Origin of the sequence: Citrobacter sp. RHB35-C17 (assembly GCF_013816795.1) — a bacterium.
Classification (GTDB): Bacteria; Pseudomonadota; Gammaproteobacteria; order Enterobacterales; family Enterobacteriaceae; genus Citrobacter_A; species Citrobacter_A amalonaticus.
On record NZ_CP057150.1, the window covers coordinates 4,041,876 to 4,061,294 of the forward strand.

18 protein-coding genes are annotated in these 19,419 nt (G+C 54.4%); 10 read left to right on the forward strand and 8 right to left on the reverse strand.

Going from position 1 to position 19,419, the window contains the following annotated elements:
- Positions 1-23: 23 nt before the first annotated feature.
- Positions 24-566, reverse strand: coding sequence for a gluconokinase (gene idnK / locus HVZ37_RS19280; protein WP_054177062.1), 543 nt, complete (start codon positions 564-566; stop codon positions 24-26).
- 217 nt (positions 567-783) lie between these two features.
- Here idnK and idnD point away from each other — a divergent pair, with 217 nt between their 5' ends.
- The 5 genes from idnD (at position 784) to HVZ37_RS19305 (ending at position 6,623) form a co-directional block, all read left to right on the forward strand.
- Complete coding sequence (gene idnD, locus HVZ37_RS19285) at positions 784-1,827, forward strand: L-idonate 5-dehydrogenase (RefSeq protein ID WP_042999263.1); 1,044 nt, start codon at positions 784-786, stop codon at positions 1,825-1,827.
- A gap of 11 nt (positions 1,828-1,838) precedes the next feature.
- Positions 1,839-2,603 (forward strand): gluconate 5-dehydrogenase, encoded by a 765-nt coding sequence (gene idnO / locus HVZ37_RS19290; RefSeq protein ID WP_042999262.1) that lies wholly within the window; start codon positions 1,839-1,841, stop codon positions 2,601-2,603.
- A 63-nt stretch (positions 2,604-2,666) separates the two neighbouring features.
- Complete coding sequence (gene idnT, locus HVZ37_RS19295; protein ID WP_042999261.1) at positions 2,667-3,986, forward strand: gnt-II system L-idonate transporter; 1,320 nt, start codon at positions 2,667-2,669, stop codon at positions 3,984-3,986.
- A gap of 57 nt (positions 3,987-4,043) precedes the next feature.
- The gene (locus HVZ37_RS19300; protein ID WP_042999260.1) at positions 4,044-5,042 is read left to right on the forward strand and encodes a LacI family DNA-binding transcriptional regulator; all 999 of its coding nucleotides are present in this window, start codon (positions 4,044-4,046) and stop codon (positions 5,040-5,042) included.
- A gap of 78 nt (positions 5,043-5,120) precedes the next feature.
- The gene (locus HVZ37_RS19305) at positions 5,121-6,623 is read left to right on the forward strand and encodes a helicase HerA-like C-terminal domain-containing protein (RefSeq protein ID WP_090048283.1); all 1,503 of its coding nucleotides are present in this window, start codon (positions 5,121-5,123) and stop codon (positions 6,621-6,623) included.
- A 63-nt stretch (positions 6,624-6,686) separates the two neighbouring features.
- On the opposite strand, the gene lptG is transcribed toward HVZ37_RS19305, so the two are convergent.
- The 3 genes from lptG to ytgA all read right to left on the reverse strand — a co-directional run bounded on the left by lptG (position 6,687) and on the right by ytgA (position 8,982).
- Entirely contained in the window at positions 6,687-7,769 is a 1,083-nt protein-coding gene (gene lptG, locus HVZ37_RS19310) for an LPS export ABC transporter permease LptG (RefSeq protein ID WP_054177064.1), read from the reverse strand.
- Positions 7,769-8,869, reverse strand: coding sequence for an LPS export ABC transporter permease LptF (gene lptF / locus HVZ37_RS19315; RefSeq protein ID WP_042999257.1), 1,101 nt, complete (start codon positions 8,867-8,869; stop codon positions 7,769-7,771). The genes lptG and lptF overlap by 1 nt, the downstream gene beginning before the upstream one ends.
- Before the next feature lie 62 nt (positions 8,870-8,931).
- The gene (ytgA, locus tag HVZ37_RS23020; RefSeq protein ID WP_211180521.1) at positions 8,932-8,982 is read right to left on the reverse strand and encodes a protein YtgA; all 51 of its coding nucleotides are present in this window, start codon (positions 8,980-8,982) and stop codon (positions 8,932-8,934) included.
- 153 nt (positions 8,983-9,135) lie between these two features.
- Here ytgA and pepA point away from each other — a divergent pair, with 153 nt between their 5' ends.
- The 3 genes from pepA to HVZ37_RS19330 all read left to right on the forward strand — a co-directional run bounded on the left by pepA (position 9,136) and on the right by HVZ37_RS19330 (position 14,046).
- Positions 9,136-10,647, forward strand: coding sequence for a leucyl aminopeptidase (gene pepA, locus HVZ37_RS19320; RefSeq protein WP_044253264.1), 1,512 nt, complete (start codon positions 9,136-9,138; stop codon positions 10,645-10,647).
- A 100-nt stretch (positions 10,648-10,747) separates the two neighbouring features.
- The gene (holC, locus tag HVZ37_RS19325) at positions 10,748-11,191 is read left to right on the forward strand and encodes a DNA polymerase III subunit chi (protein ID WP_042999255.1); all 444 of its coding nucleotides are present in this window, start codon (positions 10,748-10,750) and stop codon (positions 11,189-11,191) included.
- Positions 11,191-14,046: a valine--tRNA ligase gene (locus HVZ37_RS19330; RefSeq protein ID WP_181627895.1), complete on the forward strand. Its 2,856-nt coding sequence runs from the start codon at positions 11,191-11,193 to the stop codon at positions 14,044-14,046. The genes holC and HVZ37_RS19330 overlap by 1 nt, the downstream gene beginning before the upstream one ends.
- Before the next feature lie 54 nt (positions 14,047-14,100).
- Here the strand turns inward: HVZ37_RS19330 and HVZ37_RS19335 are convergent, their stop codons facing one another.
- Positions 14,101-15,300: a DUF898 family protein gene (locus HVZ37_RS19335; protein WP_181627896.1), complete on the reverse strand. Its 1,200-nt coding sequence runs from the start codon at positions 15,298-15,300 to the stop codon at positions 14,101-14,103.
- Between the two features lie 190 nt (positions 15,301-15,490).
- Between HVZ37_RS19335 and HVZ37_RS19340 the strand changes: the two genes are divergently transcribed.
- On the forward strand, positions 15,491-15,988 hold the full coding sequence (locus HVZ37_RS19340; protein ID WP_044264657.1) for a GNAT family N-acetyltransferase: 498 nt from the start codon (positions 15,491-15,493) through the stop codon (positions 15,986-15,988).
- Positions 15,989-15,994: 6 nt separating this feature from the next.
- On the opposite strand, the gene HVZ37_RS19345 is transcribed toward HVZ37_RS19340, so the two are convergent.
- The 3 genes from HVZ37_RS19345 to rraB all read right to left on the reverse strand — a co-directional run bounded on the left by HVZ37_RS19345 (position 15,995) and on the right by rraB (position 18,164).
- Complete coding sequence (locus HVZ37_RS19345; RefSeq protein ID WP_044253257.1) at positions 15,995-16,825, reverse strand: hypothetical protein; 831 nt, start codon at positions 16,823-16,825, stop codon at positions 15,995-15,997.
- An 87-nt stretch (positions 16,826-16,912) separates the two neighbouring features.
- Entirely contained in the window at positions 16,913-17,677 is a 765-nt protein-coding gene (gene miaE, locus HVZ37_RS19350; RefSeq protein ID WP_042999250.1) for a tRNA isopentenyl-2-thiomethyl-A-37 hydroxylase MiaE, read from the reverse strand.
- Between the two features lie 61 nt (positions 17,678-17,738).
- On the reverse strand, positions 17,739-18,164 hold the full coding sequence (gene rraB / locus HVZ37_RS19355; protein ID WP_042999249.1) for a ribonuclease E inhibitor RraB: 426 nt from the start codon (positions 18,162-18,164) through the stop codon (positions 17,739-17,741).
- Between the two features lie 163 nt (positions 18,165-18,327).
- Here rraB and argF point away from each other — a divergent pair, with 163 nt between their 5' ends.
- A complete protein-coding gene (gene argF, locus HVZ37_RS19360) occupies positions 18,328-19,332 on the forward strand; it encodes an ornithine carbamoyltransferase (RefSeq protein ID WP_061069577.1) in 1,005 nt (334 codons plus the stop codon).
- The last annotated feature ends 87 nt before the right edge of the window (positions 19,333-19,419 follow it).

A 19,419-nucleotide genomic window follows, 5' to 3' on the forward strand; every position in this document is an offset into this window, starting at 1 on the left:
GGTCTGACTCAGCGCCTCCCTGCTCAGAGTGAGGCGCTGAGTCGCTCTCGTGCCTGGCGAAACGCCAGAACCGCCTGCTGGCACTGCGCCGTCACATTCTCAATATCATGATTAATGTCGATACGCGCGATATCGGCCTCCTCCGCCAATGGGCACTCCAGCGCATCAAACTGACTTTTCAGCAAACCAACCGGCATAAAATGCCCTGCCCGACGCTGCATCCGTGCCAGAATAATATCGTAGTCGCCATCCAGCCAGAGAAAATGGACGTTAGGACTGCCCTTACGTAAAAAATCGCGATACTGTTTTTTTAATGATGAACAGACAATAAATCCGGTCTCATTCTTTTTATACAGACTATAAGACGCATCATTTAAGCGCTCTAACCACGGCAGTCGATCTTCATCAGTTAACGGTATTCCCTGGGACATTTTATCAATGTTTTTGGCGGGATGGAGATCGTCGCCATCAATAAACTTCGCCGATAATAATGCCGCCACCTTACTACCAATTAACGATTTACCACTTCCTGAAACGCCCATCAAAATATAGCTTTCCCCGGCCATGTAAAACCCTCTGCGTCATATTTCATGGCGCGATATTACGCCTGCACAATCGGCAATTTCACGCTTTTTTGTTTCTATAGATGAGAATTATAAAGCGCATCACGTTATGCGTAACATTGTAGTGTAACAATTTTCCAGTGTGATCTAACTCACAAATAAGGACAATTAAAACCGCTTAAATGCACCGGAGATGAAGACCTGACCCAGTGAGGCATTTATGGAAGTGAAAACTCAATCCTGCGTTGTCGCGGGTAAGCGCTCTGTTGCCGTAACACAACAGAATATCGAATGGAATAATAAAGGCACGCTCGTAAAAATAACCCGCGGAGGAATTTGCGGTTCCGACTTACATTATTATCAGGAAGGTAAAGTCGGTAATTTTACCGTCAAAGCACCGATGATTTTAGGCCATGAAGTTATTGGTAAAGTGGTCCATAGCGATTCAGAAACATTACGCGAAGGGCAGTCGATTGCCATTAATCCGTCTAAACCATGCGGTCATTGTAAATACTGTCTTCAACATGAAGAAAACCAGTGCACTGAAATGCGCTTTTTTGGCAGTGCGATGTATTTTCCGCACGTCGACGGCGGCTTTACCCAGTTTAAAACGGTCGATACCGCCCAGTGTATTCCTTACCCGGAACAGGCGGACGAAAAGGTCATGGCCTTTGCTGAACCGCTGGCCGTTGCCATCCATGCTGCGCATGAGGCTGGCGATCTCCAGGGTAAGAAAGTGTTTATCTCCGGCGTCGGCCCCATCGGTTGCCTGATCGTCAGCGCGGTGAAAACGCTGGGTGCAGCGGAAGTGGTCTGTGCCGATGTCAGCCCCCGTTCGCTATCGCTGGCTCAACAAATGGGCGCGGATACGCTGGTTAATCCCCAGCATGACGCGCTCGACCAGTGGAAAACGGAGAAGGGCTATTTCGATATCAGTTTCGAGGTCTCCGGTCATCCCTCCTCCATTACCACCTGTCTGGAAGTCACCCGCGCAAAAGGGGTGATGGTGCAGGTTGGTATGGGTGGTGCCGTTCCAGACTTCCCGATGATGATGCTGATCGGCAAAGAGATCGCCCTGAAAGGCTCGTTCCGCTTTACCACTGAATTTAACACCGCAGTCTCCTGGCTGGCGCATAACGTTATCGATCCGCTGCCGCTACTGAGTGCGGAATATCCGTTTACCGACCTGGAACAGGCGCTGATTTTCGCCAGCGACAAAACCCAGGCGGCGAAAGTTCAGCTCGTCTTTGAGAATGAAAAATAAGGAATAACATCATGAACGATCTTTTTTCACTGGCAGGTAAAAATATTCTGATCACCGGTTCCGCCCAGGGGATCGGTTATTTGCTGGCAACGGGTCTTGGTCAGTATGGTGCGCAGATTATCGTCAACGATATTACGTCAGAGCGGGCAGAAGCCGCGGTTGCTAAACTGCAGCAGGAAGGGATCCGTGCCGTTGCCGCTCCTTTTAACGTGACGCATAAACAGGATATTGACGCCGCAATTGATCATATCGAAAAAGATATTGGCCCGATTGATGTGCTGGTCAATAACGCCGGGATCCAGCGCCGTCATCCGTTTACCGAATTTCCGGAACAGGAATGGAACGACGTGATCGCCGTTAACCAGACCGCCGTGTTCCTCGTCTCCCAGGCGGTAACCCGCCGAATGGTGGAGCGCCAGGCCGGGAAAGTGATCAACATCTGCTCGATGCAAAGTGAACTGGGTCGCGACACCATCACCCCGTACGCCGCCTCGAAAGGTGCGGTGAAGATGCTGACTCGCGGTATGTGCGTTGAACTGGCGCGCCATAACATCCAGGTTAACGGCATCGCACCGGGGTACTTCAAAACGGAAATGACTAAAGCGCTGGTGGAAGATGAAGCCTTCACCTCATGGTTATGCAAACGTACCCCTGCCGCCCGCTGGGGCGATCCGCAGGAGCTGATTGGCGCGGCGGTATTCCTCTCCTCCAAAGCCTCGGACTTCGTCAACGGACACTTGCTGTTCGTCGACGGCGGCATGCTGGTCGCAGTGTAACCACTGAACAACCCTACGCAGCGCGCCAGCGCTGCCTTTTTGGCACACATAAGAGATAAGATTATGCCATTAATCATAATTGCGGCAGGCGTCGCGCTGCTTCTGGTCCTGATGATTGGCTTTAAAGTCAATGGCTTCATCGCCCTGGTCCTGGTCGCAGCCGTCGTGGGATTCGCCGAAGGGATGGACGCACAGGCCGTTTTACATTCCATTCAAAACGGGATCGGCGGCACGCTCGGCGGGCTGGCGATGATCCTCGGTTTTGGCGCAATGTTGGGAAAATTGATTTCTGATACGGGGGCCGCGCAACGCATCGCGACCACCCTGATCGGAACGTTTGGTAAAAAACGCGTGCAGTGGGCGCTGGTCGTCACCGGACTGGTCGTTGGGCTGGCGATGTTCTTCGAAGTCGGCTTTGTACTGCTGCTGCCGTTGGTATTTACGGTGGTGGCCTCATCCGGTTTGCCGCTGCTGTATGTCGGCGTGCCGATGGTCGCTGCCCTTTCGGTCACCCACTGCTTCCTGCCACCGCATCCGGGACCGACAGCCATTGCGACGATTTTTGAAGCCAGCCTCGGCACCACGTTGCTGTACGGGTTTATTATCACCATTCCTACGGTGATTGTCGCAGGCCCACTGTTTTCAAAACTGCTGACCCGCTTTGAAAAAGCGCCGCCGGAAGGGTTGTTTAACCCGCACCTGTTCACCGAAGAGGAGATGCCGTCCTTCTGGAACAGTATCTTTGCGGCGGTGATCCCCGTCATACTGATGGCCGTTGCCGCCGTGTGCGAAATTACACTGCCCAAAACCAACTCGGTACGGGTATTCTTTGAGTTTATCGGGAACCCTGCCGTCGCGCTGTTTATCGCCATCGTGCTGGCGATTTTCACTCTCGGCCGACGCAATGGCAGGACGATTGAACAGATCATGGATATCGTCGGTGACTCTATCGGTGCCATCGCCATGATTGTGTTTATCATCGCCGGTGGCGGCGCGTTTAAACAGGTTCTGGTGGACAGCGGCGTAGGTCAGTATATCTCGCACCTGATGACCGGCACCTCGTTGTCGCCGCTGCTGATGTGCTGGACAGTGGCCGCGTTACTGCGTATTGCTCTGGGATCAGCGACCGTCGCCGCGATCACGACCGCTGGCGTGGTATTGCCGATCATTAACGTCACCCATGCCGATCCGGCGTTGATGGTGTTGGCGACCGGGGCCGGTAGCGTAATCGCTTCGCACGTAAACGATCCGGGATTCTGGCTGTTCAAGGGCTACTTTAACCTCAGCGTCGGTGAAACGCTGCGGACGTGGACCGTGATGGAAACGCTGATTTCAATCATGGGACTGCTGGGCGTGCTGGCACTGAATGCGGTTCTGCATTAAGGCGTGATTAACCACCGGGGGGCGATGTCGCCGCCGCTCCCCGGTACCGGAGAGAAGATGAGGAACCACAGAATTTCTTTGCAGGACATCGCCACGCTCGCGGGCGTGACCAAAATGACGGTGAGCCGCTATATCCGCTCGCCGAAAAAGGTCGCAAAGGAAACTGGCGAGCGTATCGCGCAGATCATGGAGGAGATCAACTACATCCCGAACCGTGCGCCAGCCATGTTGCTGAACGCGCAAAGCTACACGCTTGGCGTGCTCATTCCCTCCTTTCAGAACCAGCTCTTCGCCGACATTCTTGCCGGTATCGAATCGGTGACGTCCGACCATAACTACCAGACGCTGATTGCCAACTACAACTACGATCGTGAGTCGGAAGAAGAGTCGGTGATCAATCTGCTCTCCTACAATATCGACGGCATCATTCTTTCCGAGAAGTATCACACCCTGCGCACGGTGAAATTCCTGCGCTCGGCGGCCATTCCCATTATCGAGCTAATGGATATTCAGGGCGATCGGCTGGATATGGAAGTCGGGTTTGATAACCGCCAGGCGGCATTTGATATGGTCAGCACCATGCTGGATAAACGCCAGCGGCGCAAAATTCTTTATCTCGGCTCGAAAGACGATATCCGTGATGAACAGCGTTTTCGCGGTTACTGCGATGCGATGACGCGGCGAGGCCTGACGCCGCTGCGCGTGAACCCGAAAGCGATCTCGTCGATTCGTCTGGGCATGCAACTGATGCGCGACGCGCTGATTGCCCACCCGGATTTAGACGGTGTGTTTTGCACCAATGATGATATTGCGATGGGCGCGCTGCTGTTTTGCCGGGAACGCGACCTGTCCGTGCCGGAACAGGTCTCCATTGCCGGTTTCCACGGTCTGGAGATGGGCCGACAGATGATCCCAAGTCTTGCCAGCGTCATCACCCCCCGCTTTGACATTGGCCGCATGGCGGCGCAGATGTTGCTGAGCAAAATCAAGAACAACGACCACAACCACAATACGATCGATTTGGGATACCAGATTTACCACGGCAATACGCTATAAGTGATTTTCTCTCCCCGGCGCATATTCTCTTGCACTCACATTGCCTATACTCGACGCAGGATAAATGGAGGAAATCTCATGAGCTCACCCCTGCTGATTGCCCGCACGCCAGACACTGAACTGTTTTTACTCCCCGGGATGGCGAACCGCCACGGGCTGATTACCGGGGCGACCGGGACCGGGAAAACCGTCACGCTACAGAAGCTGGCCGAGTCGCTGTCGGAAATTGGCGTACCGGTTTTTATGGCCGATGTAAAAGGTGACTTAACGGGCATCGCTGCCGAAGGCCAGGCTTCCGAAAAACTGCTCGCCAGACTGAAAAATATCGGCATTACCGACTGGCAACCGCACAGCAATCCGGTGGTACTGTGGGACATCTTCGGCGAAAAAGGTCATCCGGTTCGCGCCACGGTCTCAGACCTCGGGCCGCTGCTGCTGGCGCGTCTGCTGAACCTCAACGAGGTGCAGTCCGGCGTGCTGAACATTATCTTCCGTATTGCCGATGACCAGGGTCTGTTGCTGCTGGATTTCAAAGATCTGCGGGCCATCACGCAATACATCGGCGATAACGCTAAATCCTTCCAGAATCAGTATGGCAACATCAGCAGCGCTTCAGTCGGAGCGATCCAGCGTGGGCTGCTGACGCTTGAACAGCAAGGTGCGACGCACTTCTTTGGCGAGCCGATGCTCGACATCAAAGACTGGATGCGGACCGATGCCAGTGGCAAAGGGATCATCAATATTCTCAGCGCCGAGAAGCTCTACCAGATGCCAAAACTCTACGCAGCCAGCCTGCTGTGGATGCTCTCCGAGCTTTACGAGCAACTGCCGGAAGCCGGCGATCTGGAAAAACCGAAGCTGGTCTTCTTTTTCGACGAAGCGCATCTGCTGTTCAACGACGCCCCGCAGGTGCTGTTGGATAAAATTGAACAGGTGATCCGTCTGATCCGCTCGAAAGGGGTTGGCGTCTGGTTTGTTTCGCAAAACCCGGCGGATATTCCGGATAACGTCCTCGGTCAGTTGGGCAACCGCGTTCAGCATGCCCTGCGCGCCTTTACGCCGAAAGATCAGAAGGCGGTGAAAACCGCCGCGCAGACCATGCGCGCCAATCCGGCGTTTGATACAGAGAAAGCGATTCAGGAACTGGGCACCGGTGAAGCACTGGTTTCATTCCTCGATGCGAAAGGCAGTCCATCGGTCGTCGAGCGGGCGATGGTGATCGCCCCGTGCTCACGGATGGGACCGGTGACGGATGATGAGCGCAATGGGCTTATCAACCACTCTCCGGTTTATGGCAAATATGAAGACGACCTGGATCGTGAATCCGCGTTTGAAATGCTGCAAAAAAGTGTCAAGGCGACGACCGAAGCGCAAAGTAACCCGACGGCGAAAGGCAAAGAGGTGGCGGTTGACGACGGGATCCTCGGCGGGCTGAAGGATATTCTCTTCGGCAGTACCGGACCGCGCGGTGGCAAGCGCGATGGCGTAGTGCAGAGCGTGGCAAAAAGCGCAGCGCGTCAGGTCACCAATCAGCTCATTCGCGGGATGTTAGGCAGCCTGATGGGCGGCAGAAAACGCTAGTACCAAGGATAAGCGCAGCGCCATCAGGCACTGCGCTTTACGTTGCCGGATGGCGGCGAACGATTATGACTTACGCATCATCAGCCAGAGACTGATCAAGAAGAACGAGGCGCTCGGCAGCAGGGCGCCGATAATCGGCGGAATACCGTACACCAGCGTCAACGGGCCAAAGATCTGGTCCAGCACGTAGAAAACAAAACCAAAGCTTATCCCCGTCACCACCCGCACACCCATTGGCACGCTACGCAGCGGACCAAAGATGAACGACAGCGCCATCAGCATCATCACCGCAACGGACAGCGGCTGGAAGACTTTGCTCCACATATTGAGCTGGTAGCGCCCGGCCTCCTGGCCGCTCGACTTCAGGTATTTCACATAGTTGTGCAGACCGCTGATAGAGAGCGCATCCGGGTCCAGCGCCACCACGCCCAGTTTGTCTGGCGTGAGGTTGGTTTTCCAGGTACTGCTCACCATTTGCGAACCGGTGATCTGCTTCGGATCGGTCAGATTCGACTCATCCACCTGCGACAGACGCCAGACCTTCTGTTCCGGGTCAAACTTCGCCGACGCAGCATAGCGCACGGATTGCAGACGACGCTGATCGTTGAAGGCATAAATGCTGATGCCGACTAACTCTTCGTCACCTTTCACTCGTTCGATGTAAACAAAGTTATTGCCGTCTTTCGCCCACAGCCCCTGCTGGGTGGAAAGCAGCGAACCGCCGTACATCGCCTGCGCACGGTAATTACGCGCCATCTGCTCGCCCTGCGGCGCAACCCACTCGCCGATGGCCATGGTCAGCAGCACCAGTGGGATCGCGGTTTTCATCACCGAGAACGCAACCTGCATACGGGTAAAACCCGACGCCTGCATCACGACCAGCTCGCTGCGCTGCGCCAGCATCCCGAGTCCCAATAGCGCACCAAGCAATGCCGCCATCGGGAAGAAAATCTGCACATCTTTCGGCACGCTGAGCAGGGTGTACATCCCCGCGCCCAACGCGTCGTAGCTCCCCTGCCCGGCTTTTTTCAGCTGGTCGACGAACTTGATGATGCCGGAAAGCGACACCAGCATGAATAACGTCATCATGATGGTGGTGAAAATGGTTTTACCGATATAGCGGTCAAGGACACCAAATGGCTGCATCACACCGCTCCTTTACGCGAAAAACGGGCGCGCAGACGGCGCACCGGCACTGTATCCCACAGGTTAAGACCCACCGCCAGCGCCAGATACAGCAGGTTGACCACCCACATCCAGATAACCGGGTCCAGCTTTCCTTTCCCGCCATTGGATTTCAGGGAGGTCTGGATCAGGAAGAACATCAAATAGAGCAGCATCGCGGGCAGCATCGACAGCACGCGGCCCTGACGCGGGTTGACCACGCTCAGCGGGACGACCATCAGCGCCATCATAAATACGGTGAATACCAACGTGATACGCCAGTGCAGTTCCGCACGGGCGCGATCGGTATCAGTGGACCACAGCGTGCGCATGTCCATCTGGTCGGTGTCGTTCGGATCCAGCGCCACCGCCTGGTGACCGATAATCGCCTGATAGTCCTGGAAGTCGGTAATACGGAAATCACGCAGCAGTGCGGTGCCTTCAAAGCGGGTGCCTTTGTTCAGCGTGACCACCTGCGAACCGTCGCGCATCTGCGACAGATGTCCGGAATCGGCGACCACCACAGAAGGACGGGCGTTACCTTTCGGGCGAATTTGTGCGAGGAACACATCCTTGAAATCGCTACCGTCAACGCTTTCAATAAACAGTACCGAGCTGCCATTGGTGGCCTGCTGGAACTGCCCCTGCGCCAGTGCGGCCATACCGGGGTTGGCTTTCGCCTCGGCCAGCACTTCATCCTGATGTTTTGACGACCACGGCCCCGCCCACATGACGTTAACGGCGGCGATGATCCCGGTGAACAACGCCAGGATCATGGCGGCTTTCACCAGCACGGCCTTGCTCAGACCGCAGGCGTGCATCACCGTAATTTCACTTTCGGTATACAGTTTGCCCAGCGTCATCAACAGTCCGAGGAACAGGCTGAGCGGCAGGATAAGCTGCGCCATTTCAGGCACGCCGAGGCCCAGCAGCGAGAGCACCAGATTTGCCGGAATGTCACCGTCAACCGCTGCGCCGAGGATCCTCACTAACTTTTGACAAAAGAAGATCAAAAGCAGAATGAAGAGGATGGCAAGCTGGCTTTTGAGCGTCTCCCGCACCAGATATCTTATGATTATCACTTTAAATACGCCCGTAAAAACTCGTCTTTTGCAGGAATTTAGCTTGTTTCATGGCTTAAACGTCATTTATTCTCTTGAGTCGTCGAAATCGTCGCTAAAATTATTATACTCAGCGGATTCGCCACTCAGAACGCGTTCTGATGTGCCAATGCCGTAATAACGTTAAGATTAACACGAAGTCACCGCAACTGCGGATATGAGTTACGAAAGCTTGCAATTCTAACCGCAGGCGCCGCCGTTGTCTTTAAGATTCAGGAGCGTAGTGCATGGAGTTTAGTGTAAAAAGCGGTAGCCCGGAGAAACAGCGGAGTGCCTGCATCGTCGTGGGCGTCTTTGAACCACGCCGCCTTTCTCCGGTTGCAGAACAGCTCGATAAAATCAGCGACGGGTACATCAGTGCCCTGTTGCGTCGTGGCGAACTGGAAGGCAAACCGGGTCAGACCCTGTTGTTACACCATGTCCCCAACGTACTGTCCGAGCGTATCCTCCTCATCGGTTGTGGCAAAGAACGCGAGCTGGATGAACGTCAGTATAAGCAGGTGATTCAGAAAACCATCAACACTCTGAATGATACCGGCTCAATGGAAGCCGTCTGCTTCCTGACCGAACTGCACGTCAAAGGCCGCAACAACTACTGGAAAGTGCGTCAGGCTGTCGAGACGGCCAAAGAGACGCTGTACAGCTTCGATCAACTGAAAACCACCAAAAGCGAGCCGCGCCGCCCGCTGCGTAAAATGGTCTTCAATGTGCCGACCCGCCGTGAGCTGACCAGCGGCGAGCGTGCGATTCAGCACGGTCTGGCCATTGCTGCCGGCATTAAGGCCGCGAAAGATCTCGGCAACATGCCGCCGAACATCTGTAACGCCGCCTATTTAGCCTCTCAGGCGCGCCAGTTAGCTGACAGCTACAGCAAGAATGTGGTCACCCGCGTCATCGGCGAACAGCAGATGAAAGAGCTGGGAATGCACGCATACCTCGCCGTCGGTCACGGTTCGCAGAATGAATCGCTGATGTCAGTGATTGAGTACAAAGGCAGTCCGTCCGAAGACGTGCGTCCGATTGTGTTGGTCGGTAAAGGGCTCACCTTTGACTCCGGCGGTATCTCCATCAAGCCAGCTGAAGGCATGGACGAGATGAAGTACGACATGTGCGGTGCGGCGGCAGTGTATGGCGTAATGCGCATGGTGGCGGAGCTTCAGTTGCCAATCAACGTCATCGGCGTGCTGGCAGGCTGTGAAAACATGCCTGGTGGTCGCGCCTATCGTCCGGGCGACGTGCTGACGACCATGTCCGGTCAGACGGTTGAAGTGCTGAACACCGATGCCGAAGGCCGTCTGGTACTCTGCGACGTCTTAACCTACGTTGAGCGTTTCGAGCCAGAAGCGGTAATCGACGTGGCGACCCTGACGGGCGCCTGCGTGATTGCGCTGGGCCACCACATTACCGGTCTGATGTCGAACCATAACCCGCTGGCGCACGAGCTGATCGGCGCGTCCGAACAAGCGGGCGACCGCGCATGGCGTCTGCCGCTGGGTGATGAGTATCAGGAACAGCTGGAATCCAACTTCGCGGATATGGCGAATATCGGCGGCCGTCCTGGCGGCGCAATCACCGCAGGCTGTTTCCTGTCGCGCTTTACCCGCAAGTACAACTGGGCGCACCTCGACATCGCCGGTACCGCATGGCGTTCCGGGAAAGCCAAAGGCGCAACCGGTCGTCCGGTGGCGCTGTTGTCGCAGTTCCTGCTCAATCGTGCCGGTTTTTCTGGCGAAGAGTAAGTTTGAAATTGCCCCGTAGGCCGGATAAGCGCAGCGCTTATCCGGCCTACGGTGTGCAAGAAGACAACGCATTTAAATCCACCACAAGAAGCCCCATATCATGAGAAACGCAACGTTCTATCTTCTGGACAACGACACACAACACGATGGCCTTAGCGCCGTCGAGCAACTGGTGTGTGAGATTGCCGCAGAACGTTGGCGCAGCGGCAAACGCGTGTTGATTGCCTGCGAAGACGAAAAACAGGCGATTCGCCTGGATGAGGCGCTATGGGCCAGACCGGCTGACCGTTTCGTCCCGCACAATCTGGCCGGTGAAGGGCCGCGCGGCGGTGCGCCGGTAGAAATCGCCTGGCCGGAAAAACGCAACAGCAGTCCGCGCGATCTGCTCATCAGCCTGCGCGTTGGCTTTGCAGATTTTGCCACCGCTTTCACAGAAGTGATAGACTTCGTCCCTTACGAAGATTCTCTGAAACAATCGGCACGCGAACGCTACAAAGCCTACCGCGTGGCTGGTTTTAACCTGAATACGGCAACCTGGAAATAATGGAAAAGACATACAACCCCCAAGATATCGAACAGCCGCTTTACGAGCACTGGGAAAAGCAGGGCTATTTCAAGCCTAACGGCGATGAAAGCAAAGAGTCCTTCTGCATCATGATCCCGCCGCCGAACGTCACCGGCAGTTTGCATATGGGTCATGCTTTCCAGCAAACCATCATGGATACGCTGATCCGCTATCAGCGCATGCAGGGGAAAAATACCCTGTGGCAGGTCGGGACCGATCACGCCGGTATCGCGACCCAGATGGTGGTTGAGCGTAAAATTGCCGCTGAAGAAGGAAAAACCCGCCACGACTACGGTCGCGATGCCTTTATCGATAAAATCTGGCAGTGGAAAGCGGAATCCGGCGGTACCATCACCCGTCAGATGCGTCGTCTCGGCAACTCCGTGGACTGGGAGCGCGAGCGCTTCACCATGGACGAAGGTCTTTCCAATGCCGTGAAAGAAGTCTTTGTCCGCCTGTACAAAGAAGATCTGATTTACCGTGGCAAACGCCTGGTGAACTGGGATCCAAAACTGCGCACCGCCATTTCCGATCTGGAAGTGGAAAACCGCGAGTCTAAAGGCTCGATGTGGCACATCCGCTACCCGCTGGCCGACGGCGCAAAAACGGCTGACGGCAAAGATTACCTGGTGGTGGCGACCACCCGTCCGGAAACCCTGCTGGGCGATACCGGCGTGGCCGTTAACCCGGAAGATCCGCGTTATAAAGATCTGATTGGCAAATTCGTGGTGTTGCCGCTGGTGAACCGCCGCATTCCGATCGTCGGTGATGAACACGCCGACATGGAAAAAGGCACCGGCTGCGTGAAAATCACCCCGGCGCACGACTTTAACGACTACGAAGTCGGTCGTCGTCATGCCCTGCCAATGATCAACATCTTCACCTTTGATGGCGATATCCGCGAAACGGCGGAAGTGTACGACACCAAAGGCAATGAGTCCGACGTCTACTCCAACGAAATTCCGGCGGAATTCCAGAAACTGGAGCGCTTCGCCGCACGTAAAGCGGTGGTTGCGGCGATCGACGCGCTGGGCCTGCTGGAAGAAATTAAACCGCACGACCTGACCGTCCCGTACGGCGACCGTGGCGGCGTGGTCATCGAACCGATGCTGACCGACCAGTGGTACGTCCGTGCCGATGTACTGGCAAAACCGGCGGTAGAAGCCGTTGAGAACGGCGATATTCAGTTCGTGCCGAAGCAGTACGAAAACATGTATTTCTCCTGGATGCGCGATATTCAGGACTGGTGTATCTCCCGTCAGCTGTGGTGGGGTCACCGTATTCCTGCATGGTACGACAACGACGGTAACGTCTATGTGGGTCGCAACGAAGACGAAGTGCGTAAGGAAAACAACCTGAGCGCAGACGTTGCCCTGCGTCAGGACGACGACGTGCTGGATACCTGGTTCTCCTCCGCGCTGTGGACCTTCTCCACCCTCGGCTGGCCGGAAAACACCGACGCGCTGCGTCAGTTCCACCCAACCAGCGTGATGGTTTCCGGCTTCGACATCATCTTCTTCTGGATTGCCCGCATGATCATGATGACCATGCACTTCATCAAAGATGAAAATGGCAAGCCGCAGGTTCCGTTCAAAACCGTCTACATGACCGGTCTGATCCGGGACGACGAAGGCCAGAAGATGTCCAAGTCCAAGGGTAACGTAATTGACCCGCTGGATATGGTCGACGGTATTTCGTTACCGGAACTGCTGGAAAAACGTACCGGCAACATGATGCAGCCACAACTGGCTGAAAAAATTGCCAAACGTACCGAAAAACAGTTCCCGGACGGCATTGAACCGCACGGCACCGATGCCCTGCGTTTCACCCTCGCCGCGCTGGCTTCGACCGGTCGCGACATCAACTGGGACATGAAGCGCCTGGAAGGTTACCGTAACTTCTGTAACAAGCTGTGGAACGCCAGCCGTTTTGTGCTGATGAACACCGAAGAACAGGATTGCGGATTCAACGGCGGCGAGATGACACTGTCGCTGGCGGACCGCTGGATCCTCGCGGAATTCAACCAGACCACCAAAGCGTACCGTGAAGCACTGGATAACTTCCGCTTCGATATCGCCGCGGGCATTTTGTATGAGTTTACCTGGAACCAGTTCTGTGACTGGTACCTGGAGCTGACCAAACCGGTCATGACCGGCGGAACGAAAGCTGAACTGCGTGGCACCCGCCATACGCTGGTGACCGTGCTGGAAGGTCTGCTGCGCCTGGCGCACCCGATCATCCCGTTCATCACTGAAACCATCTGGCAGCGTGTGAAAGTGATTGCCGGCATTACCGCTGACACTATCATGCTGCAGCCGTTCCCGGAATATAACGCCGCACAGGTTGATGAAGCCGCACTCGCGGACACCGAATGGCTGAAGCAGGCGATCGTTGCCGTACGTAACATCCGTGCGGAAATGAACATTGCGCCGGGCAAACCGCTTGAGCTGCTGCTGCGGGGTTGCAGCGATGACGCGATGCGTCGCGTAAACGACAACCGCAGCTTCCTGCTGAACCTGGCGCGTCTGGAAAGCATCACCGTACTGCCTGCTGATGACAAGGGTCCGGTCTCCGTGACTAAAATCATCGACGGCGCCGAACTGCTGATCCCGATGGCGGGTCTCATCAATAAAGACGATGAACTGGCGCGCCTGGCGAAAGAAGTGGCGAAAATCGAAGGCGAAATTAGCCGTATCGAAAACAAACTCGCTAACGAAGGCTTTGTGGCGCGTGCGCCGGAAGCGGTGATCGCCAAAGAGCGTGAGAAGCTGGAAGGTTATGCCGAGGCGAAAGCGAAACTGATTGAGCAGCAGGCGGTTATCGCCGCGCTGTAATCGCGGAAAGCGATAATGTATAAAGGCCGGAGCTTGCTCCGGCCTTTTTTATCACTACATAAAATTGAGCGTCGGCATCACGCCGCGTGAGAGTCGCGATACCAGACCGTTATCCACGCGCTCATCGCTGTCAGCAAGTGGTAACGTATCGAGATCGCCCACCACGTACGTATTTTTCGCCAGCCAGGTAATCAGCCACATGCGCAGCAGTGGATACGCCAGCCCACCAGTGATAGCAGAAATCACATATAACCCCCCCAGGCGATAAACCATGCCATGGAAAGTCAGCGTGGAACGAAAACGAATGTGTCCGTCGGCGAGTTGCAGGTTATTCAGAAAGTGATTACGAAACGCCACAATCAAATAACTCATTGAAATGGCAATGCCCAGATAATAGATAATCTGGCTTATCACAATCTGTCGTTGATATTCGATGAGGATTAACGCTTCAATTTCCTCTTCCGCCATCCCCGTCACATCGAGTTCGTATATCGATTTAAACAGCGCGATCGCGATAAAACCGACCACGGCGAGAAAAGGCAGCAGCGCTGCCATGGCCAGAATCGCGGATTTAATACAATGCCAGACATTTATCTGCACAGAGAATGCGTGGACACCAAAGCGGCCGCCATCCCCCACCATCCTCATCAACCGACTGTACGTCACCCCGCTGACCACTCCCACGCCGGCAAGGCCCGTCAGCCCCAGCACGATTACCGTGAAAATCACTTCTCCCGGGCTTTCTGTTGGACACACCTGTAGCAGGCAAAATATCACCACCCCCAGCGCCATAAGCAACAGCATGGGCAGACACAGAATATTCCAGAATGCCTTAAGCGCAGAGAAACGAAAACCAAAACGGATACTATTTAACGAGGTCTTCACTGCCTGATATTGCAGATTTTTCATCACCAGGACAGGTATTGCTAAGATCAGTGCTGCCAGTAAGGCCGCGCCAATGACAAAATATTCCATGCTTATCAATGTCATGCCTGCAATATAAATCACCAGCAGCATAAACCAGCTCAGGAACACATCGCCACCTGTCACCTTCCAGCTAAACGGCTGTCCATTTAAGGTCATATTGGAATAAATATAGCGACGGCATTTCATTAATGCCCACGGCAGGTAAATTCCTAATGTCACCAGTACCAGCAACGAATTGACCAGACAAATAAGAAAATAACTTCCGCCATCGCCACGAAATTCAAAAGCGTGTGATGGTGCCTCTTCTTTTATAAGATATTCCTGCATAATAAATCCCTGTCGTTAATCATCCTTAAAAATACACATTATTAGCAGGCAATAGAAATACCAGCCAATAGAGATATTACCTTATTATCTGCATAAATAACATCCACCCGCTATGTTATAAGGTGCTTGCATCACCTGGCCGGGGATGCTATTAGTTCAAATTATTAGTATTGTTTAACCGGGTAGTAAAATGAATGTTTTTGACGCGCTCACGTTACGTCGCCTGACGGCCGGGGATAACCAGGTCATCGCTGCCGTTATCCGTCAGGTTTCCGCCGAATATGGCCTTACCGCTGATAAAGGCTATACCGTTGCCGATCCAAATCTTGATGAGCTGTATCAGCTCTACTCGCAACCAGGACATGCATATTGGGTGGTGGAGCGTAATGGCGAAGTGGTGGGGGGCGGCGGAATTGCGCCGTTAACCTGTAGCGAACCCGATATTTGCGAACTGCAAAAAATGTACTTTTTACCCGTGGCGCGAGGACAAGGCATGGCGAAAAAGCTGGCGCTGATGGCGATGGATCACGCCCGCGCGCTGGGATTTAAACATTGCTATCTGGAAACGACCGCCTTTTTACGCGAGGCGATTGGTCTGTACGAACATTTAGGGTTTGAGCATATCAGCGAACCGCTTGGCTGCACCGGGCACGTCGATTGCGAAGTGCGGATGCTCAAACCCCTGTAATACCGACTATTGCATCTCAGGCGATACCGAAAGTCGAATCACGCCAGCGGCCTGCGCGGCTGGCAATTTCAGCACTTCCGTCCACATATCCTGCACCAGATTGCAGACGACCTTTTCTTTCCCGATCCCCTTCTCCGGCTCAGCCATAAGCTGAACATCCTGCCCGTAGCGCTGCACCAGTACTGGTACGACGCTTTGCAGATCCTGCATGGCCTGCTGCTTCTCGGTGTCGGTTACCGTGTGTTTATTAGGACCGTATGCCGCTCGCATCATCGCCGCATCGCCTTCCATACGCCGTTTCAGAATATCCGGTGAGATCAGACGCGTCGGGTTAATGCCGCCTTTGACCTGCGGGAAGAGAAAGCGGAAACACTCATCGTCGCCTTTTTTCTGCACCGCCGCAGTCTGTTCGAGATTGATCTTCATATAGTCAATGACATTACTGTCCGGCGCCTGCTGTAAACGCGACATCTGAATTTGCAGCACCTGCGGTTGAATGGTATCGATTATTTGTTGTTCGGTTTTGCCTTCATTTTTCAGCTGCAGAGCCTGGGTGCGAAGATGGACCCAAAATGCCGGCTCCTGTTCCTTCAGTACCTGAAACGTCGGCATTTGCAGTAGCGCGGCATCAAACTGCTGCTCTTCCGTCTGACCGGACGCCGCTTTTTCTCGCGGGATCAGGTAGTGCACGTCAAACAGGTTCCACGCGACGATCGCCACAATCATCAGCACCGCGCCAGAAGCCTTCCCTACCCAGCCTTTTTTACGCATGAGCCCTATCACCGCGGCGATGACCGCGCCGACGTAGCCTGCGAGAAGTACATGTGTCCAGTTCATCGGTATTGGTATTCCTTGCCCTGAAAAAGAGACATTTTTCACTGCCCACGTCGGGATGTCACCTTGCGGCGGGCAGAACTACCGAAATTAAGAGGCGACGGGGACACCGCTGTGAAAGCGAAACTCGTTGTCCGGCGAGACGATCAGCGCCGCTTCCACGTCGCCAAAATAGCGGACGCGGGGAGAAATATCTTCCTGCGAAACCTGTTGCGCCAGCGCCAGATAGTCCTGATAGTGGCGCGCTTCGGATCGCAGCAGCGACAGATAGAACTTTTGCAGATCGTCATCGAGAAACGGAGCCAGCGCGGCGAAGCGTTCACAGGAGCGCGCTTCGATGTAAGCACCGCAAATCAGCTTATCAATCAGCGTCAGCGGCTCGTGCGTGCGCACCGCTTTCAGCATCCCTTTCGCGTAGCGACTGGCGGTGATCTTCACGTAAGGAATGTTGCGGGCCTGCATCGCTTCGCGCACCTGCCAGAAATGGTGCAATTCTTCCTTTATCAACAACACCATGCTGTCGATAAGCTGGCGGCCCCACGGATCGTCCGTTTCCGGCATTACGCTTTTACCAATCTGTTTATGGAGCGCAACAAAGTCCGGTTCCGGCCCTTCCCGGAAGGCAAAGGCTTCATACGGCTGTAGCCAGGCGAGCAGCGCATCCGCACCCGGTTTATCCGCTACATACTTACGCACCAATAGCATCGCCGTTTGCGCCGCCTTGAGTTCGCATATCAGATGATCGGTGAGCAGCAGAGGGAGGTTTTGCGGATCGCGCGCCTGGTCAATCCATGCCTGCGGGGTCGGACAGTGCAGAAAGTTAAGCACCGGAGAAAGTATTTGCGGGTAGTTCATGAGTAACCTGTTGGAAGAGTACGACAGCAGGCGCTGCCGTACTTTTTAACGCCTGGTAATCTTAGTGGCGCACGCCGTCGTCATCTTCGTCGACGTAGTCTTCGTCGTCGCCCTCTTCACCGTCTTCACCGTTCGGATCTTCAAAGTAGGTGCCCCAGCCATCGTATTCGACGTCATATTTCTCGGCCAGGTTCATCAACTGTTCAACCTGCGCGTCGATAAGGTCAGCTTTCAGCGCACATTCACTGAGGATATCGCAGCAAATCACAGTGTCGCCTTCTTCGACTTCCAGCTCTTCTGGCTCAGTGACTTCATAGCCGAGTTTAAACGCTTCTACCGCCGCTTTTTCCAGGGTTTCGAAATCGTCTGCGGAAAGGTGGTGTTCGATGGTGTACAGCGCGTCCGGGTCGCTACCATCATCCAGTAATTCTTCAATAATCAGGCGCGTCTCTTCACGCTGCTCTTCCAGTAGTTCCGGGTTTGCCATGGCTCGTTCCTCATAATGTCCTGCCGATACTCTTATTGTCACATACCGCCGTCATTGCCTCCACCTTTCCAGAAAAGATTTGTGAAACGGGGTTGCAAATGCATAATCATCCATATAAATTGAATTTTAATTCAATAGATGGCATTCGCCATAGGAGGGAACTATGTCAGGTTTTTATCAGAAGCATTTTTTAAAGTTACTCGATTTCACCCCTGCTGAACTCACCGCACTCGTCCAACTTGCCGCAAAACTGAAAGCTGATAAGAAAAATGGCAAAGAAGAACAAAAGCTTACTGGCAAAAACATCGCGCTCATCTTCGAAAAAGACTCGACCCGTACACGATGCTCTTTCGAAGTTGCCGCTTACGACCAGGGGGCTCGCGTCACTTATCTCGGTTCCAGCGGCAGCCAGATTGGGCATAAAGAGTCAATTAAAGACACCGCGCGCGTGTTGGGCCGGATGTATGACGGCATTCAGTATCGCGGTTACGGTCAGGAAGTGGTCGAAACGCTGGCCGAATATGCCGGTGTACCGGTATGGAATGGGTTGACCAACGAGTTCCATCCTACGCAATTACTGGCTGACCTGCTGACGATGCAGGAACATCTACCAGGTAAAGCGTTTAACGAGATGACGCTGGTTTACGCGGGCGATGCGCGCAATAACATGGGTAACTCAATGCTGGAAGCCGCCGCGCTCACCGGGCTGGACCTGCGTCTGGTGGCCCCCAAAAGCTGCTGGCCGGAAGCGTCGCTGGTCGCAGAATGCAGCGCAATGGCGAAGAAAAATGGCGGTAACATTACGCTCACCGAAGATATCGCGGCGGGCGTGAAAGGGGCGGACTTTATCTACACCGATGTCTGGGTGTCGATGGGCGAACCGAAAGAGATGTGGGCGGAACGTATCGCCATGCTGCGCGACTATCAGGTCAACAGCCAGATGATGGCGCTTTCCGGGAATCCGCAGGTGAAGTTTCTGCACTGCCTGCCCGCATTTCATGACGATCAGACCTCGCTCGGTAAAAAAATGGCGGAGGAATTTGGTCTGCACGGCGGAATGGAAGTCACCGATGAGGTGTTTGAATCCCCGGCCAGTATTGTGTTTGACCAGGCTGAAAACCGGATGCACACCATTAAAGCAGTGATGGTGGCGACGCTGGCGCAGTAATATTGTTCGCAAACAAAAACCCGACATAACACTGTGGGGTTCATCACCAGTCTGAGGCGAAAATCACCATTTTCGCCCAGTATTACA

Bases quoted from the DNA above. Each gene is read 5' to 3' on its own strand.
- lptG (WP_054177064.1), bottom strand. From the start codon at position 7,769: ATGCAGCCATTTGGTGTCCTTGACCGCTATATCGGTAAAACCATTTTC.
- pepA (WP_044253264.1), top strand. From the start codon at position 9,136: ATGGAGTTTAGTGTAAAAAGCGGTAGCCCGGAGAAACAGCGGAGTGCC.
- idnD (WP_042999263.1), top strand. From the start codon at position 784: ATGGAAGTGAAAACTCAATCCTGCGTTGTCGCGGGTAAGCGCTCTGTT.
- idnK (WP_054177062.1), bottom strand. From the start codon at position 566: ATGGCCGGGGAAAGCTATATTTTGATGGGCGTTTCAGGAAGTGGTAAA.
- HVZ37_RS19335 (WP_181627896.1), bottom strand. From the start codon at position 15,300: ATGCAGGAATATCTTATAAAAGAAGAGGCACCATCACACGCTTTTGAA.
- HVZ37_RS19330 (WP_181627895.1), top strand. From the start codon at position 11,191: ATGGAAAAGACATACAACCCCCAAGATATCGAACAGCCGCTTTACGAG.
- HVZ37_RS19305 (WP_090048283.1), top strand. From the start codon at position 5,121: ATGAGCTCACCCCTGCTGATTGCCCGCACGCCAGACACTGAACTGTTT.
- HVZ37_RS19300 (WP_042999260.1), top strand. From the start codon at position 4,044: ATGAGGAACCACAGAATTTCTTTGCAGGACATCGCCACGCTCGCGGGC.
- HVZ37_RS19345 (WP_044253257.1), bottom strand. From the start codon at position 16,825: ATGAACTGGACACATGTACTTCTCGCAGGCTACGTCGGCGCGGTCATC.
- miaE (WP_042999250.1), bottom strand. From the start codon at position 17,677: ATGAACTACCCGCAAATACTTTCTCCGGTGCTTAACTTTCTGCACTGT.
- HVZ37_RS19340 (WP_044264657.1), top strand. From the start codon at position 15,491: ATGAATGTTTTTGACGCGCTCACGTTACGTCGCCTGACGGCCGGGGAT.
- idnO (WP_042999262.1), top strand. From the start codon at position 1,839: ATGAACGATCTTTTTTCACTGGCAGGTAAAAATATTCTGATCACCGGT.
- holC (WP_042999255.1), top strand. From the start codon at position 10,748: ATGAGAAACGCAACGTTCTATCTTCTGGACAACGACACACAACACGAT.
- argF (WP_061069577.1), top strand. From the start codon at position 18,328: ATGTCAGGTTTTTATCAGAAGCATTTTTTAAAGTTACTCGATTTCACC.
- idnT (WP_042999261.1), top strand. From the start codon at position 2,667: ATGCCATTAATCATAATTGCGGCAGGCGTCGCGCTGCTTCTGGTCCTG.
- rraB (WP_042999249.1), bottom strand. From the start codon at position 18,164: ATGGCAAACCCGGAACTACTGGAAGAGCAGCGTGAAGAGACGCGCCTG.